The 16,171-nt window shown below is 63.2% G+C and carries 13 protein-coding genes; 6 read left to right on the top strand and 7 right to left on the bottom strand.

The features are described from left to right. The first annotated feature begins 71 nt into the window (after positions 1–71). From MRUB_RS04470 to bshC, 3 genes are all read left to right on the top strand, one after another. Positions 72–890: a menaquinone biosynthesis family protein gene (locus MRUB_RS04470; RefSeq protein WP_013013169.1), complete on the top strand. Its 819-nt coding sequence runs from the start codon at positions 72–74 to the stop codon at positions 888–890. Between the two features lie 64 nt (positions 891–954). Next, entirely contained in the window at positions 955–1,599 is a 645-nt protein-coding gene (locus MRUB_RS04465) for a Crp/Fnr family transcriptional regulator (protein WP_013013168.1), read from the top strand. A gap of 71 nt (positions 1,600–1,670) precedes the next feature. After that, positions 1,671–3,167 carry a bacillithiol biosynthesis cysteine-adding enzyme BshC gene (gene bshC, locus MRUB_RS04460; protein WP_013013167.1) on the top strand — a complete coding sequence of 499 codons (1,497 nt, stop codon included), beginning with the start codon at positions 1,671–1,673 and terminating at the stop codon, positions 3,165–3,167. Here bshC and MRUB_RS04455 read toward each other — a convergent pair. The 4 genes from MRUB_RS04455 to MRUB_RS04440 all read right to left on the bottom strand — a co-directional run bounded on the left by MRUB_RS04455 (position 3,164) and on the right by MRUB_RS04440 (position 6,875). Further along, positions 3,164–4,210, bottom strand: coding sequence for a response regulator (locus MRUB_RS04455; protein WP_013013166.1), 1,047 nt, complete (start codon positions 4,208–4,210; stop codon positions 3,164–3,166). The genes bshC and MRUB_RS04455 overlap by 4 nt on opposite strands. Before the next feature lie 84 nt (positions 4,211–4,294). Further along, complete coding sequence (gene ruvB, locus MRUB_RS04450; RefSeq protein WP_235438246.1) at positions 4,295–5,278, bottom strand: Holliday junction branch migration DNA helicase RuvB; 984 nt, start codon at positions 5,276–5,278, stop codon at positions 4,295–4,297. Between the two features lie 22 nt (positions 5,279–5,300). Then, positions 5,301–6,236, bottom strand: a complete 936-nt coding sequence (locus MRUB_RS04445; RefSeq protein ID WP_013013164.1) for an HD-GYP domain-containing protein — start codon at positions 6,234–6,236, stop codon at positions 5,301–5,303. Between the two features lie 6 nt (positions 6,237–6,242). After that, positions 6,243–6,875 (bottom strand): hypothetical protein, encoded by a 633-nt coding sequence (locus MRUB_RS04440; RefSeq protein ID WP_244403992.1) that lies wholly within the window; start codon positions 6,873–6,875, stop codon positions 6,243–6,245. A gap of 57 nt (positions 6,876–6,932) precedes the next feature. Between MRUB_RS04440 and MRUB_RS04435 the strand changes: the two genes are divergently transcribed. The 3 genes from MRUB_RS04435 (at position 6,933) to MRUB_RS04425 (ending at position 10,222) form a co-directional block, all read left to right on the top strand. After that, complete coding sequence (locus MRUB_RS04435) at positions 6,933–7,916, top strand: RluA family pseudouridine synthase (RefSeq protein WP_013013162.1); 984 nt, start codon at positions 6,933–6,935, stop codon at positions 7,914–7,916. 395 nt (positions 7,917–8,311) lie between these two features. Then, positions 8,312–9,472: an ATP-grasp domain-containing protein gene (locus MRUB_RS04430; protein ID WP_013013161.1), complete on the top strand. Its 1,161-nt coding sequence runs from the start codon at positions 8,312–8,314 to the stop codon at positions 9,470–9,472. Positions 9,473–9,484: 12 nt separating this feature from the next. Next, entirely contained in the window at positions 9,485–10,222 is a 738-nt protein-coding gene (locus MRUB_RS04425; protein WP_013013160.1) for an esterase family protein, read from the top strand. Positions 10,223–10,391: 169 nt separating this feature from the next. On the opposite strand, the gene MRUB_RS04420 is transcribed toward MRUB_RS04425, so the two are convergent. The 3 genes from MRUB_RS04420 to MRUB_RS04410 form a co-directional block, all read right to left on the bottom strand. Then, positions 10,392–12,485 carry a S8 family serine peptidase gene (locus MRUB_RS04420; RefSeq protein ID WP_013013159.1) on the bottom strand — a complete coding sequence of 698 codons (2,094 nt, stop codon included), beginning with the start codon at positions 12,483–12,485 and terminating at the stop codon, positions 10,392–10,394. A gap of 4 nt (positions 12,486–12,489) precedes the next feature. Continuing rightward, on the bottom strand, positions 12,490–14,514 hold the full coding sequence (locus MRUB_RS04415) for a carboxypeptidase-like regulatory domain-containing protein (RefSeq protein ID WP_013013158.1): 2,025 nt from the start codon (positions 14,512–14,514) through the stop codon (positions 12,490–12,492). 624 nt (positions 14,515–15,138) lie between these two features. Next, complete coding sequence (locus MRUB_RS04410; protein WP_013013157.1) at positions 15,139–16,092, bottom strand: hypothetical protein; 954 nt, start codon at positions 16,090–16,092, stop codon at positions 15,139–15,141. Positions 16,093–16,171: the final 79 nt, after the last annotated feature.

Here is a 16,171-nt window from a genome sequence, read left to right as displayed (position 1 = left end):
ACCAGCCGACCCATAGCGCCTCGCAATCGCACTCACTTTGCCGCTTGGAGCCAGCCGATAACATAGGCAGCATGCAACTAGGCTACTCCTTCTGCCCCAACGATACCTTTATCTTCTATGCCCTGGCCCACGGCAAGGTTGCAACCCCATTTCCCATCACCGAGCGGCTCGAGGACGTGGAAACCCTGAACCGCTGGGCCCTGGAAGGGCGGCTCCCGCTAACCAAGATCAGCTACGCGGCCTACGGCCATCTGCGCGAGCGGTATGTGGCGCTGCGGTCGGGTGGGGCCCTGGGGCGGGGGGTGGGGCCGCTGCTGGTTGCCAAAGGCCCGCTAGGAGACCTGCGCGGTAAAAAAATCGCCATTCCGGGCCGCCACACCACCGCGTTTTTGCTGCTTTCCCTGTACAGCCAGGATTTTGAACCGGTAGAGATGCGCTACGATCAGATTATGCCCGCCGTGGCCCAGGGCGCGGTGGATGCCGGCCTGATCATCCACGAGTCGCGGTTTACCTATCACCTGCACGGGCTGCAGAAGTTGCTGGATCTGGGTGAGTGGTGGGAAAGCCTGACCGGCCTGCCCCTGCCGCTGGGGGCCATCCTGGCCCGGCGCGACCTGGGCCCGGACACCATCCGGGCCATCGACCGGGCGGTGCGCGCGAGCCTCGAGTACGCCTACGCCCACCCCGAAGAAACGGTGGCCTACATCAAGCAGCACGCCCAGGAGTTGCAGGACGAGGTCATCTGGGCCCACATCCACACCTATGTGAACAGCTTTTCGCTGGACGTGGGCCCCGAGGGCGAGGCGGCGGTGGCCGAGCTGTTCCGGCGCGGCGAGGCGGCCGGGCTGCTACCCGCATCCAGCCAACCGTTGTTCTCTACCGATAAGTAACCGACTCACAATTTGTATCTTCGACCAGGAATCTCTTGCGGGTAGAACCGCTAAATTGATTGGCATGACGCCGGAGTTTATCGCCACCCTGCCCCCCGAAGCCCGGGCCGAGGCCGAACGGGTATTCCACAGTTTCACCGCTCGGCGGAGCAGCTATATATGCTACCCAGAGGACGAGGCCAGAACCCTGTACTACGTGCTCGAGGGCTGGGTGCGCCTGTTCCAGCTTGGCCCACAGGAGGAGGAGATCACCCTAACGGTGGTGGGGGCTGGTGATATTTTTGGCGAGGGCGCCCTGCTGCCGGACGGGCAGTATGGTATGTTCGCCGAACCCCTGGTGGACTGCGAATTGCTCTCGGCCTCGAGGGAAGACCTGCTGCGCCTGAACAGCCGCTTCCCCGAAGCGCAGGCGGCCTTTGTCTTGCTGCTCTCGCGCCGGCTGCGCCAAACTGAGGAGCGCCTGCGCGACCTGCGCTTCAAGGAGGTGCTTCCCCGGCTGGCCAAGGCTTTGCTCTCGGCCATGCGCAGGGGCAAGGAGGGTTTGGAGGTGACCCTATCGCACCAGGATCTGGCCCACCTGGCCGGCTCCACCCGCGAAACCATCACCAAGGTGCTGGGGGAGCTGGCTATGGACGACACCATCGAACTGGGCTACCGGCGCATTCTGATTCTCAAACCCGACGCGCTGAGGCAGGTGGCCGCGCGATGATGGCGTTGTGCGCGAAACAGGTAAAGCAAGTTACGCTGTGGTGGCTCATCCACAGATAGAATCCCCTGGTCATGGCCGACCCTTTGCGCCAGTTCCTGCCCTACGGTCTCGAGGATCTACCCGTTTTGTTGCGCACGCCTCGAGCAGCCCCACGCGAGGCGCTCAGCGCGGGGCTGGTGGCCTATCTGAAGCGGCTCGGCGCGCCTTCGGCCAGCCTCGAGGCCGCCCGGCAACTGGCCCATCCCGATAGCCGGGCCATCGTGAGCGGTCAGCAAGCCGGCCTGCTCACCGGCCCGGCCTACACTTTCTACAAGGCCCACGCAGCCCTCAAACTGGCGCAGGCCCATAGCGGCGGCGCACCGGTGGTTCCGGTGTTCTGGGTGGCCTCGCAGGATCACGACACCGACGAAATTCGCGCGGTTGAGCTGCTGGACTTCGAGGAGCGGGTGCACCACCTCAGGCTAGACCTACCGCCAGCCCACCCGGCAGGCCGAATTGGCTTTTCGCCCTATTTTGCCCAGGTCTGTGAGCTGCTGCGGCAGTTCGGCGGATACCCTGAGGTGCGCGATCGCATCTGTAAAGCCCTGGTGGGGCCCTGGAGTTACAGCGAGGTGTTCGCCCGGCTGCTGCTGGAGTTCCTGGGCCCCCGCGGGCTGGTGGTCTTCGACCCCATGGCCCCGGAGCTGGCCCCCCTGTTTGTACCTGCCCTCGAGCGTGAAATTGCCAACCCCCTGGCCTCCTCCGAGGCCATCAACCGCAGCGCCCTGGCGATGAAGCAGGCCGGCCTCGAGCCCGCCCTGGGCCGCGGCGAAGGGGCCACCAACCTGTTTTTAGAAGGCCCCGACGGCGTTCGTCGGCTGTTACGCTTCCGGGAAGGGCATTTTGAGGACGGCGAACGGCGGTACAGCGAAGCCGACCTGCGGGCCATTCTGAAGCAGGATCCCGCCCGCATTACCCCCGCAGCCGGGCTCAGGCCGGTATTGCAGGACAGCGTGTTACCGACCGCCGGCTTTGTGGTGGGGCCGGGTGAGCTTAAATACGTGGCCGAACTGGGCGGTGTGTACGAGCTGCACGGGCTCAAACCGCCCGCGGTGATTCGACGGATGGGGGTTACGGTGCTGGAGCCGCCCATCGAGCGCCTCCTGGGAAAATACGGCCTCGAGGCCTGGGCCTTCCAGGCCGACCCCGAAGGGGCCTTCAAAGCCGCCCTGGCCCGGCAGGATGCAAAAGTGCAGGCCATGCGAGGCCACCTGGCGCGCATCAATGCCGAGTTCGAGCAGATTCAGCGCCTGCTCGATGAGCCCACCCTGCAGCGCCCCCGTCACCGGGCCCAGGTACGCATCCAGCACGAGCTAAAGCGCCTCGAGCGCAAAATCCTGGACAGCGCCCTGCGGCAGGAAAACACCACCGGCGCCCAGTTTGCCCGTCTACAGCGGCACCTGGCCCCTGCCGGCCCCCAGGAGCGGGTGTATCCGTTTCTGATGTACCTGCTCAAACACGGCGAGGTGGTGCTCGAGCGGCTGGCCGAACTTCCGGCCACCGGCCTGCACACCCTGCGCCTAAGCTAGACCGGCCGCTTGATCACCGCCAGGGCCGCCAGCAGCTCTTCCTCTCCAAAAGGTTTGGGAATATAGGCCACCCGGGCGTTCTTCACCCAAAAACCCCGGGGGGGCTGCTCGGTGATGAGCCAGATGGGCAGGTAGCGCCCATTGGGCAGGGCCCGAAGCTGGCGCACCTTTACCGCGAGATCGGTTCCCTCCAGCAAAACCCCCTGCACCCGGTTGTGCTCGAGGATGCGCCTGGCGGCCTCGAGGTCGGGGGGCAGCATGACCCGGTAGCGCTGGCGCTCCAGCGTCACCAGCAAAAGCCGGCGGATGAGGTCGGAGTCGGCCAGAACCAGCAGCAAAGGGTCTTGCGGGCGCACCTCGGCCTCGGCCAGAATCCCCCGGCTTTTCAGTTCGTACAGCAGGTGATACACCTGCTCCTCGGGCAGATCGCAGGCCAGGGCCACCGAGCGGGCCCGCTTGACCCCGTCGATGGCCTCCAGCACCGTCCAGGCATCGGGGGAAAGGGCGTGGCGGGTGGGGTCACCGGCCAGTTGCAGCACGGTCTCGGGCTCTACCTTGCCGCGCATCCACTCGTCGAGGCGGCGCAGGGCTTCCATCAGCATGGTGCTGGCATCGGAAAGGCCCGGCAGCAGCACCTGGGAGGCCTCTACGGGCGGGGGTTCGGCCACCAGTTCGCCCTCCTGCTGGGCCAGCAGGGTGGCCAGGCCCTCCAGGATCTGTGCGTGCAAGACCTCGTTGAGTTCATCGTTGGTAACCAGGCTCTGTTGCAAAGCCAGCAAGCCCAGGGGGGTTCCGGGGTTCTCCTGCTGCTGGTACTTGACCAGCGCCTGCACCTGCTCCAGGGTCAGGTAGTCGAAGCGCACCAGGTACTCGCCCAGGTGGGGGCCGGGCTGGGTCTGGATATAGGCGATTTTGCCCTCGCGGATGTGAATCCGGCCCTTGAGTTTGGGACAGGTGATATTGATGACCGCGTTCTTACGCCCCCCCTCGAGGGTGCGCAACAGATCTCCCAGTTCAATTTCACCCAGTCTGGCCCGGATCATGGTGCGGTTGCCTCGCCGACCCCAGTATGGCACAAGGGATTGGGCCCTGTGCTCCGCCTGCAGTGCTCGGATTGGGTTGAGGGTTTATTCCAGCAGGCGACTCTGCTCGGGCAGCGGGTAGCCCAGGTGGGCGTAGGCCCGCTCGGTGGCCTGGCGGCCCCGGGGGGTGCGTTTGAGCAGGCCCAGTTGAATCAGGAAGGGTTCGTGAACCTCCTCGAGGGTCTCGGGGTCTTCGGAAAGGGCGGTGGCTAGGGTCTCGAGGCCCACCGGCCCCCCGGCAAAGCGCTCGATCACGGTCTGGATAATCTGGCGGTCGCGCGCATCCAGCCCCAGGGCGTCCAGGCCCAGGGCATCCAGGGCCTGCCGGGCGCGCTCGAGGCCCACCACCTGCTCGCCCGCCACCTCGGCAAAGTCGCGTACCCGCCGGAACAGGCGCTTGGCAATGCGCATGGTGCCCCGGCTGCGACGGCCAATTTCTAGCGCCGCCTCGGGTTCGATGGCCAGGCCCATGAGCTGGGCATCACGCGTCACCCCCTGGGCCAGCTCGGTCTCGGTGTAGAACTCCAGGTGTTCGATAATGCCAAAGCGGCTGCGCAAAGGCCCGGAGATGAGCCCCGGGCGGGTGGTGGCTCCAATCAGGGTAAAGCGGGGCAGGTCGAGCCGCAGGGTACGGGCCGCCGGGCCTGCGCCAATCACGATGTCGATCTTGAAGTCTTCCAGCGCCGGGTAGAGGTGCTCCTCAGCGGCTTTGGACAGGCGGTGAATCTCGTCGATGAAGAGGATGTCGCCTTCCTCGAGGCTGTTGGTCAGGATGGCCGCCAGGTCGCCCGGCTTCTCGATGGCCGGGCCGCTGGTCACGCGGATATTCACCCCCAGTTCGTAGGCCACCACGTGGGCCAGGGTGGTCTTGCCCAGCCCCGGCGGGCCAAAGAGCAGCAGGTGATCGAGGGCCTCCCCCCGGTTTTTAGCGGCCTCGAGGTAGACCCGCAGTTTCTTTTTGAGCTTGGCCTGGCCCACGTAATCGTCTAACCGCTTGGGCCGCAGGGTCAAATCCGCTTCCACGCCCATCATCATAGCAAGCGGGCGCGTTCTATTCTGTTTTTGACAGAGGCCGGGGCCACTGGATTGATTCCGTATCACTTTTCGGCGTGGAAAGGTCTGGCCGACCCGTTTCTCGCTGAGCTTCCTCGAGCAAGGCGTCCAGCGCCCCTTCCTGCCACAGTTCACCCAGGGCTCGCACTGCTTGGGGATCAAGGGCTTCACACAAGAGACGCGGGTAGACCTCTGAAGGTTTTAAGGCTGGGCGGTAGGGTCGGTGGCTGGTAAGGGCATCCCAGACATCCGCCACACCCAGGATTCGGGCCTCGATGGGAATGGCCTCCCCCTTCAACCCGTCGGGGTAGCCACAGCCATCCAGCCGCTCATGGTGGTGTCGAATGCCCGGCAGGTGGGCGGCAAGCGCGCGGGACTGGCGAACGATCTCGTAGCCGATAAGCGGGTGGCTCTCGATGAGCTGGCGCTCCTGGGGGCTGAGCTTATCGGTTTTCTGCAGGATGGCCTCGGGCACGCCGATTTTGCCAATGTCGTGCAACAGCCCGGTGATGTAGAGCTGGTAGGCTTTTTGTGCGTCCCAGCCCAGCTTGCGGGCTATGAGCTGTGCGTAGGCCCCCACCCGCTGGGAGTGGCCCCGGGTGTAGGGGTCTCGAGCGTCGATGGCGGCCGCCAGGGTTTGCACGGTGTCGCGGTACAGCTCGAGGTTGCGCTGCCGTTCGGCCTCGAGGGCCCGGGCCAGGTTGTTGAAGCCCAGGGCCAGGTCGGCCAGCTCGTCCCAGGCCACCGCGCTCACCCGCACCGGCCCTTTTCCTTCCTGCATAGCCTGCATGCCCTCGAGCACAGCCTGCACGGGCCGGGCCACTTCACGGGAGAGGAGAACGCCCCCGGCCACCATCAGCACCAGCCCCGAAAACAACCCCCAGGCCACCAGCCCCGGCAGATGGGTTGATTCAAGCCGGAAGTAAACCAGCACCGCCACCTACAAGAGCGGTAGCAGCCCCAAAGCCACCAGCACCCCCAGCACCTTGAAGACAAAAGGGATGCGCAAGCGGGAAGAAACCACCACCTCATCGCCGAAGCGTTCCCTCAGATAGGCCATCAGACGCTGGGACTGGCTGGCCCCCACCAGATACTCGATGATGGCGTGCAGGGCCGCGTTAAGCGGATACCACGGCAGCAGGTACAGCATCTCCAGGGGCCCGGTGGGAAAGCCGCCCCACCGGTGCGCCCAGTCGATGGCTAGTAAAAAGCCGCCCATGGTACCGAGCAGGTGCGGCCCCATCACCCGACCCACCGAGAGCACCGGCCAGTGCACCAGGTTGCGGTAAGCTTGTCGGGCTGCCTCGAGGCTGTCGGCACCGTCCAGAAAGACCCTTTGCGTCGGGTTGAGCTGCCGGCGGGCCCACCACAGATCCAGCAGCGCAACCAGGGGGGCCACCAACGCGCCAATTGCAACGGCATATCCCCAAACCCAGGCCGGCCAGCCGAAGTACAGCCCGTGAACAATCAGGGCATTGACTAAAACCGCCAGCGAGCCCCAAAAATAAGCCCAGACCGAGCGGCGCAAAAACCGCATAAATAGGCGCTTGCGGCCATCCATCGCTAGGCCCACCTTAGCACCTCAACCAAAGGGGGCCGGGTCATTTTGACGTAACGTACAATAACCCTGATGGTGCGCTTTTCTGCCAGTGGGGTTCGCCTCGACCAGGCCCTGGCCTTCGAGGCCAATACCTCCCGGGCCAAGGCCCAGGAATGGATCGAGGCCGGTCTGGTGACGGTGGGGGGTAAGGTGGTGACCAAGCCTTCCTACAAGCTGCGGGGCGAAACCGTGGAGGTAGAGCCCCCACCCCCCCAGCCGGCCAGCGTGGCCGCCGAGGATATCCCGCTGCACATCCTGTACGAAGATCCCGACCTGATCGTAATCAACAAGCCGGCGGGCATGATCACCCACCCGGCCCCCGGGGTGTATTCCGGAACGCTGGTGAACGCCATTTTGGGGCGGTTCGGGCTGGATCTCTCACTGGGCGAGTCCGAGGAGGAGGGCGGGCTGCTTTTGCAAGCCCAGAAGCCCGAGCTGATACGCCCCGGCATCGTGCACCGCCTCGATAAGGGCACCAGCGGAGTAATTGTGGTAGCCCGCCACGAGGCCGCCCACCGCCGGCTTGCCGAGGCCTTCGCCGGACGCAGCGTGTACAAGCGCTATATTGCCCTAACAGTGGGCATCCCGCGCGAGGGCCTGCTCTCGGCCCCCATCGGCCGCCACCCGGTCGACCGCACTCGCATGCACGTGGGGGGGGTAGCGGCCCGGCACGCCCAGACCGAGTTCGAGGTGCTGGCGGTAGCCGAACCGCACGCCCTGGTCTCGGCCATTCTGCACACCGGGCGCACCCACCAGATTCGCGTGCACCTCAAGCACTTACACGCCCCCATCCTGGGCGACGAGGTCTACGGCAAGCCCTCCGAGCTGATAGCGCGTCAGGCCCTGCACGCCTACGAACTGCGCCTGCAACACCCCCGCACCGGCAAGTACCTGCACTTTGTGGCCCCCATCCCCGCCGATATGGTGTGGGCCTGGGTAAGTCTGGGCGGGGCCTGGCCAGAAGACCTGCAAACCGAGAACCCCAGGGCCGAGGCTGTAGGGCCTTATTGCTAAGAAAGCGCTTATTCACCCACCGAGTATGGCAAAGGGTGTGCGCTGAAGGCTTTCTGGCCTTATCCAGCGTGGGGGCTGGCTGAGGCTGTCGAAGCCGACCCTATGGGATATTGTCGGCAACGAATGCAGGTTTCAAGAAAACAGCCTCTTGGGGGTTGCTCATTGTAAAACTCTCCTGTTTTCGGGCAGGCGGCTACATACGCATCCCGGCAGTATCGTTCGCTTTGGCAGGGCTAAACTGCCGGAATGCACTCCTACTTCCTTCGGTCGGCTTGAACCACTCATCTTTTATTACACCCAAATGTATTGAGTTCAAGTGGAACCGGCCTCAAATGCTTGATTTGTGGGCACTGGTTGGGAATACTGGGGTCAGCCCAAAGCCCAGGAGGTATGCGATGAATGTAGTTTTTCTTTCCCCCCATTTCCCCCCCAACTTCTGGCCATTTTGCGTGCGTTTGCGCGAAGCTGGGCACAATGTGCTGGGGCTGGCCGATGCCGAATACGACGCGCTACGGCCAGAGCTAAAGCAGGCTCTGACGGAGTATTACAGAGTTTCCGATATGCACAACTACGACGAGCTGTTGCGGGCGCTGGGCTACTTCACCCACCGCTACGGCAAGATCGACCGGCTCGACTCCATGAGCGAGTACTGGCTCGAGACCGAGGCCCGGCTGCGCGAAGACTTTAACATCTTCGGCCTGCGCCCCCAGGACATGGATCGGGTAAAGCGCAAGTCGGTCATGAAGCGGTATTTTCAGCAGGCCGGGCTCAGGGTGGCGCGGGGCCGGATCTGCCGCAGCGCGGTGGAGGCCCAGGATTTCGTAGAAGAGGTGGGCTACCCGGTGGTGGCCAAACCCGATATCGGGGTGGGGGCGGCCAAAACCTACAAAATCACCAACGACGCCGAGCTCATGGACTACATCGCCACCAAGCCCCCGGTGGACTACATCATGGAGGAGTTCATCCCCGGCAAAATCATCACCTACGACGGCCTGACCGATATCCAGGGCAACGTGGTCTTCGATAGTTCGCTCGAGTACTCCAAAGGCGTAATGGAGGTGGTCAACCAGGACACCGATATCTATTACTACATGGTGCGGGAAATCCCCGAAGACCTGCGGGAAGCCGGGCGCCGGGTGGTGCAGGCCTTCAACGTGCGCGAGCGCTTCTTCCACTTCGAGTTCTTCCGCCTGGAAGACGGCGGTCTGGTGGCGCTCGAGGTGAACATGCGACCACCGGGGGGTCTCTCGATCGATATGTTCAACTACGCCAACGACATGGACATATTCAAAGAGTGGGTCAACGTGCTCACCCACGGCCGGGTGAGCCAGCAGGCCCAGCACCCCTACTTCTGCACCTATGTGGGCCGCAAGGATCACATCCACTACAAGCGTTCGCACGAGCAGGTGCTGGCCGAGTTTGGCCCCCTCATCGCCCACCACGAGCGCATAAGCGGCATTTTTGCCGGGGCCATCGGGAATTACGGCTACATCCTGCGCCATCCCGACCTGCCAACCCTGCTTCAGGCCGCCCAGGCCATCCAGGAACGGGCCTAGAGGGGGTGCTGCGTGTACACCGAGTATCACAAATGGTATAGCCCGGCCCTGGGGCAGGAGATGGAGCTTAAGCTGTACGGCCACTACGGCCAGCCAGTGATGGTATTTCCGGCCCAGAACGGGCGCTGGTACGACTGGGAAGGCCACGCCGGCATGGCCCAGGCCCTGGCCCCCATGATCGAGGCGGGGCGGGTCAAGTTTTTTTGCGTGGACGGCATTGACTGGCAGAGCTGGACCAACCAGAGCATCCCCCCTGCCGCGCGGGCCCGCCGCCACAACGACTACGACGCCTACATCATGCAGGAGGTGGTGCCCTTTGTGCAGAAAAACACCGGCCTGCCCACCCTATGGGTCACGGGGTGCAGCATGGGGGCCTTCCACGCGGCCAACTTCTTCTTCAAATACCCCGAGGTCTTCGATGGCCTGATTGCCCTGTCGGGGCTGTACCAGGTGGGGGGCTTCGTGGGGAACGAGGGCGGTATGGATGCCTACTTCAACTCGCCGTTGTGGTACCTGCGTAACCTGACCGACGAGGCCAAACTAAACGCCTACCGGCGCAACAAGATTGTGTTCGCGGTGGGCCAGGGGCGCTGGGAGGAAGAGTGCATCCGTGACACCCGCGAGATGCAGGAACTGCTCCACCAGAAGGGCGTATACGCCACCTTCGACTACTGGGGCCACGACGTAGACCACGACTGGCCCTGGTGGCAGAAGATGCTGCCGTACGAGCTCGAGCGCTTAGGGGTTTGATACCCAATCCTTCCCATGCGGTATTCAAAAACCTCCATATTTGGAGACGTCTCATCAACTCGAAATACCGGATTGTCCCGCCCTCTTCCGCCTGGATGAGAGCAGCGCCGGTCGGATAGTGAAGGCAAGAGCCCCGGGGGTGCCCCCCGGGGCCGTTCAGGTTTAGAACCTAGGGTGTGGAGGAGCTTCTTTGAAGCTCGAGGCGGTACTTGTTGAAGGGGTTGTTGTCCTGCCCGCCTTCGGCGATGGTGTAGCTCGTCACCACCAGGTAGTACGTCCCGTTCGCGGGCAGGGTGTAGGCGATCTCGGAATCCGTGATCTGCCCGCTCACCAGGTCGTCGTTCTCGGCCAGCACGTTGCCGCTTCCATCCAGGAGGTAGAGGTAGGAGTCCAGGGTTCCTCCCAGGCCAGACCGGGCATACACCCGGGCCCGGATCTGGTCGCCCGCGCTGCCGGTGAAGGTGAAGAAATCGCGATCCTGGGGCTGGCCGAAGATGTAGGCCACCTGGGTGGTCTGGCCGTAGACGATGGGCGTGGCCTGGGCCGGGGTATCGTTGGGCTCGTAGGGGTCCGTGGGGTTGAGGTTCACCTCTGTGGCTAGGAGGCGCACCAGCTTGTAATCCGGCTGGGCCGCGCTGGAACTCGGATTGGCCACCAGTACCCCCACAAAAGTCCCCCGCTCCTCGGGCAAGCCCCCGGTGAGGGCCAGGTCAGCTCCGGCCACATAGATATCGTAGGTTCCAGGGGCGATCTCGTAGAACCAGGCCTCCCCGCCCGCGTCCGTCTTGGCCCAGTACATGGGGGTGGCGTCCGTGGGATCCCCGGGGCGGAGGCCCTGGCCCCGGAGGATGACGTCGGCAAAGAGGCCCGGGAAGGTGCCGCGCTCGTTCTGGTACTCCACCTTCACCCGCACCACCGAGCCCTTCTGGGGCAGGGCGCTACACCCCTGGGCCAGGAGCCCGGCCAGGTTGCGGGCGTTCAGGTGGCCCCAGCCCTTCTCCCGGGTGAAGCTCCCCTCCCAGGTGGTGGTCTCCAGGGCCCGGCGAACCTGGTAGGGGGTGGCCCCGGGGCAGGCGGCCTTGACCAGGGCCGCGGCCGCAGCGGTGTAGGGGCCGGAGAAGGAGGTACCGGAGATCAGGCCGTACCCGCCCCCCAGCCAGGTGGGGTTAGCGAGGAGGACATCCAGGCCGGGGGCAGCGCTGGAGATGTGGCGGCCGTAGGTGGAGAAGTCCGTCTTGTTGCGGTTGCCGTCCGCGGCGGCGGAGGCGATGACACCCGGGTAGCCGGCGGGGGTGCTTATCTCGTCCTTGTAGGAGTTCCCGGCGCTGGCCACCACCACCACGCCGTTGGCTAGGGCGTAATCAAAGGCCTCCTTCACCAGGTTGCCGTACCCCAGACCACCCCAGGAGTTGTTGAGCACCTGGGCCCCCCGGTTCACCGCCCAGACCACCCCCCGGGCCACGTAGAAGTCCCCCACGTAGCCCGGCTGGAAGATGGCCACGGGGAGGAACTTGCTCTTGGGAGCTAGACCGGCAATCCCCCGGCCGTCCTTGGGCGCGCTCACGGTGGAAGCCACAAAGGTGCCGTGAGAGGTGTCTGCTAGGGCCCCCAGGCCCTGGATGAAGGTCAGCCAATCTTGGGCCGAGGTATAGGTGGTGTCGGTGACGGGGTCGTAGGCCTTCCCCGCCCAGTTGGCCGCCAGGTCGGGGTGGGTGACGTCCGCGGGGTCATCGATGATGGCTACGGTTACCCCCTCCCCCATAAACCCCCGGTCCCAGGCCCCTTTGGCGTCCAGGTGCCGCGGATCCAGGGCGTACTGGGGCAGCTCATCCAGGATCTGATCAGCGGGGTTACCCAAGGATGCCAGCCCTCCCCCAAGCCGTTCTACCGGGTCGTCTTTAGGAGCCTGAACCATCGCAAAGTGGGGCTCGGCATAGCGCAGACCAGGAAGACCCTTAAGGGCCTGGCTGGCCTTCAGGGCATCCCCGGGAACCTGGAGCAGGGCCGCCCTGAGCTCAGGGATCCGGGCCACCTCCTTGGCTCCCAGCCTGCGAATGGCCTCTTGAAGGGCCCCCTCCTCGTGGTAGGCCACCACCACCTGGCCTTTCACGTAGGTAACCCCTTTATGGGAAGCCAGCTCTGGGGCCTGGGCCGGCCCCTGAGCCACCCGAGCCGCAGGCTGGGTGCAGGCCGCAAGAAGGATCGCTAGGCCAAGGGCTAGAAGCCAAATCCACCCGTTAGGGCGAAGATTTACCTTCCTCATCGTCTCACTCTCCCGTGGTGAACTCAAAGACCTGGGTTCCGGGGCGGCTCAAACGGATAAAAGAGGTGGAGCTGGGCCAGGTCTGCACGCTGTAAGCGGAAATCCGGTAGCCTTCGTCGGGGTTGTACTTGTAGGCGTAGCTGACGTAGAGCTGCCAGGCATAGGTTCTGAGGGCCTGAAGCTCCGGTAGAGAAGCGTAGCCGTCAAAGTTGTAGGGCAGGGTCACGGTGCCCTGGAACACGTCCACAGGCACCACGTTGGGGCGGCTGGAATCCAGAAGCCCCGCGGTGTCGGTATAGACGGCCAGGTTGCCCCCCGGCAAACCGTACACCAGCGCCTCGCCCTGGGGAATCCCGTTCCCCTCATCTCCGGTACCAAACTCCACGAGGAGCAACCCGCCACCTAGGGTCTGCCAGGTCACATTATCCCCCGTAAGGGTGTCCCAAAGAACGAGGTTGTAGGCTGCACCATCTGCACCGAGGTTCAACTGTGGATGTCCGATGACAAAGTTCGGCTTCTTGGAGACGTTCTTGATCTCGTCCGCAGGGGCCTGGAGGGGGGCGAAGAAAGGCGGCAAGGGAGTAGTAGAGCTGGGGGTGCTCTCCGCCCGGTTGGCCCCCCGGGCCACCACCCGGTAGTAGTAGGTCTGGCCGGGGGTAAGGTCCGAGGAAGCGTCCCGGAAGAAGAAGGGACGGTTAAAAGCGCTGGTGGGGCAGCTGGCGCTCCGGGCCCCGCCCACCGTGCCCACCCGGGTCCAGTTCTGGCCGTCTTGGGAGCGCTCTATGTCAAAGGCGAAGGGCACAGCAGAAGCTGTGTAGCACCAGCGCACCTCCACGTAGAGGTTGCTCCCCTCGGGTGCGGCCAGGGGCATCTCCCCTATCTGGCCTTTGCCCAGGGGCACGGTGAGGGAGAGGGGGGCCTTAACGCTGTAGAAGCCCACGGCCTGGGTCAGGGTGATGGCCGTGGCGGCCACCTGGGTGGGGGCGCTCACCGTGCTGGTCTGGGTGGAAGCGGTGTTGATGAAGGTGATGGGGAGAATGTAGTGGCTCCGGTTGTTGTTGAAGTCGTAGGCCACCACTTCCAGGTACACCCGCTCTCCATCGGTATCCCCCAGGCCTGCCACTTGGGAGCCAGCAAGGGTCTGGCTACCGGTATCCTCTGTGCTCGCAAAGAAGCTCCGGCTGGAGGTGGCCGTTTGGCTTAGAAAAGCCGAACCGGGGGTACGCCCCAAGGCTACGTAGATGTAGCGCATGGGCTTGACGTAGTCCTTGGAGGTATCCACCTGCACCCGGAAGGGAATGGTGTTGGTGAAGGTCTGGCCTTCCAGGGAATTGGTGCCGTTTTGGGTGATTTTCAGCGTAGGAGGCGTGGTGGTGGCGCTGGCATCAAAGGCTGGCTTCTGGATCACCGTCACGCTGGACATGGCCGGAACGGGAATGCCCTCCACCACGCTTCCCGCCATACCGGACTTCTGCACCTCGAGGCGGTAGCCCCCCTCAGGAAGCCGGTCGAAGGTAAAGCGACCCTCCCCATCGGAGGTGGCGGTGCGCAAAAGGGTGCCCTGGAAGTAAAGGCGCAAGGAAGCCCCCTGCACCGGGGCCCCAGCCCCCTCGCTCAGAATCGCCCCGCTCAAGGTGTGAGACCCCGCAGGAAGCACTTTTAGCGTAAAGTCCGCCAGCTTGGTGATGGCACCAGAAGCCCCCTTCAGGGTGATGGGGTAGTCCCCCGACTCCACCGTGCCATCCACAGCGATGGTCAGGGTGTGGGTTGCCGGGGCCGTCCCCGTCACCTGAACGCTGGTGGGGGAAAGGCTGACCCCCGCGGGGGCACCCTCCAGAGAGAGAGCAACCGTCCCCGTAAACCCGTTCTGTGCAGTAGTAGTGATTTGGAAGGTGCCGCTATCCCCCTGCGCCACCGCTAGGGTGGTGGACTCCAGGCTGAGGGTGAAGCTAGGGGCATTCCCCGAACCTGAGCACGCCGCAAGTAACAAGGCCAACCCCATCAGAAGGGGAAAAAACAGATCTCTCACAAGAAAACCTCCCCAAACAAACTAGGATTACCCAAGTTATCGCTCCTCTCCCTATCTCTCTCGCCTTTGAAAGAACCTTACCCAGGTTCAGCATTGCGCCCTGGACAGCCGACAGGCCTCCTTCCAAGGCTCGAGGCTCCACCCCTTGGTGGACGACACGGAATCAGGCCTAGGCCCATCGTGGGGCAAGGATATGGGGGGACGGTAGGAAGCAGAACCCACACCCGATCCTCCCGGCAGATCCACGCGGTGACCCTGGGGATCCGCCTTTTTGCTCTGTCCCACAACCTGATGCTCCTGCCGAAGGGCGCCTTCTAGGCAACAACTCGGGCTAGCATAGCTCTCGGCCATTACTGAGCCTCTCTGTTTGGCGTATTCGCCGGCCGATTTCTACCATCACTTTGTCTTTTTTGTCAAGGCTCTGTGATTGGTTAATCGTTTGCTACATACAGTAGTGCTACTTGACAACCAGGCTCCCACCCCTGCCATCCTGGGCTGGAAACAAGGGGCAGCGTCGGCTCATCTCCAGCAAGCTCGAGGTTTTTCGGCTTGAGCTACAACAACTGCTTGAGGCCGCGGGATTTCAGCCACAAATAAAGCGATGTACCTCGAGGCTTCTACTATTTAGCGCCCAGCCGTAGATGAAAACCCATCTGCCGCAGCGCTTTGCTGTGCTGTGTCGCTTCGCACGACTGTTAGCAGCTTTTCCTCGAATGATCGCAGGGTACAAACGGTCATGGAAAACAGCGCTGAGAGTGCCTCGCAGCGATCCTCCGGCACATCTGCTAGCACCATGAAGGAATGATCGGGATCGAGCCCCAGAAGGCGTGCAAACTTGGAATACTTGGCCACGTGCTGCTGGTAGTCGCCGGACTTGGCCTCAATCCAGTAGATAGACGATCCCATAGCGGCCAGGATGTCGAGTTCGAAATCGTCGCCGTTGGGTAGGATGATCTGGGGGTTGATAAGATACTCGAAGGCCAATTGCTCACTGACCTCTGAACTAGCCTGGGCATAAACAGCTTTGACTTTCTGGAGAATAAAGCGTTCAAGCCACTGCCCACCGAAAAAGCGCTGGGCCTTTGGCAAGGTGGTGGTCTTTGCCTTGATTAAGTATGTGGGCGATCGAAAGTATTGATATTGCTCGAGAAAGGCCACCTCGTAAAGCCGTGTGCAGAATTGGCAAGCGGAGCTGATGTCCTGTTGCGGGCGATCTTTGAGGCTTTCGGTGATCTGCGCCCCAGTCTGCATGGCCCGCTTGATCTTGCTAAGAAGACCCGCAAGGGCGTCGTAGCGCTCTCCCAGAAACAACGACAAGCTATCAATGACCTGGTCGGCCGCATCTTCGGCAGGGCGAACTTTGATCTGGATTCCTCGAGCCTTAAGGAAAGGCTCCAGGATTGAAAGGGAGGAAGCGTTGGAGTTGCGGCTCGATGGCTCCAGGCTGGTTTTTTCTGTATCACTGTGACTTTGGGAGTAAGCAACGTTAGGGGTGCGATGTTGATTGGCCTGCGCAACCATTTGTTCCAGCGCAAGGGCAATCCGTTCAAGCAAAGCTTCGATCCTGTCGTGGTTCATGCCAGATAGTGATTATTGCTGCATACCACTCCAGATAGGGTGATTTATGAACCAACGTGGTTTTGCCGAGCAGGTGTAA

This window comes from Meiothermus ruber DSM 1279, from assembly GCF_000024425.1.
Taxonomy (GTDB): Bacteria; Deinococcota; Deinococci; order Deinococcales; family Thermaceae; genus Meiothermus; species Meiothermus ruber.
The sequence above is the reverse complement of the archived record's forward strand: the minus strand, read 5'-3'. Positions and strand labels throughout refer to the sequence as shown.